Here is a 1360-nt window from a genome sequence, read left to right on the forward strand (position 1 = left end):
TCGCGGTGACATCGTTTTTATGTCAACCTTGGTCTAACAGAGCCAAAGAAAAAGCGTATGCAGCCATGCGGGAAGCGCTCAAAAACCTCGAGGCCGCAAAAGACGCCGCAAGTCCCGAGAAACTTGCGGTAATCGATGATGACATTGCCGCTTTTCAAGAGATCTACGACATGGTGGTGACGGAAGCCGCCAAATGGAGGAAACCCCTTCCCGCCATGCAAGCGAACGTCGATGCAGCCCAAGCCAAATACGATGAGGCCCACAACCGGACAAGCGGCCTTCAGGCAGAATTAAATAAGGCAATCGACGACGGAGCTTCTAACGAAACTATTAAGCAGTTGCAAAGTGAGATCATGTCGGCAGAAAGGCGAGAAAAATCTTGTGAAGATGATCTTCACCACTGCCAACGCCGGCTCGAAAGCCAGGAAAGACAGGTTCAGCGTTTCGAAAGTGAGGCGGAGAAAGCCAAAGCCCACATCGATGAGGGCGTAGCCAAGCGAGATGCGCTCCTCGACGATTTGGAAAAGGCGCAAGCGGCCTATGACGACGCCTGCAGGGCATACGAAGAGGCGAAAGCCGCGGCAGACAAGGTCACCTCGCCCGAGATAACGCAACCGACCGAGACGACAAAACCCTCCAGCTCAGCGCAGCCGGCCGAAACGGCACAGCCCGCCAGCTCGCCCGCGACCGGCAAAGACGCTCCATCGAGCTCCACCAAGCAAGCAAATACGACCACCGGCAAGCTCGCAAATACGGGCGACACAGCGCCGAGCGCAATCGCACTCGCAGCAGTCGCCGCCGCAGGCCTCGGAATAACCGCCACAGCCACACGCCGCCTCAAGAACTCAAAATAGCCGCCAGAGCATACTACCTTCGCCAATCCACAAGCCCAGAGACAAAAAGAGGCCTGTTTCCCCACCTAGGGAAACAGGCCTCTTTAACTGCAACAATTCAAGCAACAGCACCGCCGCCTCTTGAACCACGTAGCCACCGCGCCCCAGACAACGCCAGCGAGCAGCAAAAGGCACGGGATTTAATTATTCAGATAAATGTGACCCTTCAGGCGGTTTTGGTCGGCTACCCGCGAGTGCCGGCAGGGCGCTTGGTAGTCGAGCGATCCCGCAGGCGAAGCCGAGGACCAGCGAGACACCAAGCGCCCTGCCGGCACTCGCGGGTAGCCGCGGCACCAAAAAACGCCTGCGCACTCGATGGATTCGGATGCCCGACAGAGGCTCCTTATGGCTGCTTCCTTCCGGACCTGACCAGATTCGGAACATATCGTCATCCGAACCCATCGAACGCGCTAGGCGCTCGGTATATCTTACCTGCTCCCGCCCGCCACGGCAAGTGGGGGGGAACC

The 1360-nt window shown here is 57.8% G+C and carries 1 protein-coding gene and 1 other RNA gene; one reads left to right on the plus strand and one right to left on the minus strand.

Features of this window, described 5'->3' with window-relative positions:
* Positions 1 to 854: hypothetical protein (locus DW233_RS07415; RefSeq protein ID WP_199574609.1), on the plus strand; the 854-nt coding region annotated here is incomplete at its 5' end.
* 348 nt (positions 855 to 1202) lie between these two features.
* On the opposite strand, the gene ffs is transcribed toward DW233_RS07415, so the two are convergent.
* Positions 1203 to 1298: signal recognition particle sRNA small type (gene ffs / locus DW233_RS07420), an RNA gene on the minus strand.
* Positions 1299 to 1360: the final 62 nt, after the last annotated feature.

The organism is Collinsella sp. AM20-15AC, assembly GCF_003471405.1.
Classification (GTDB): Bacteria; Actinomycetota; Coriobacteriia; order Coriobacteriales; family Coriobacteriaceae; genus Collinsella.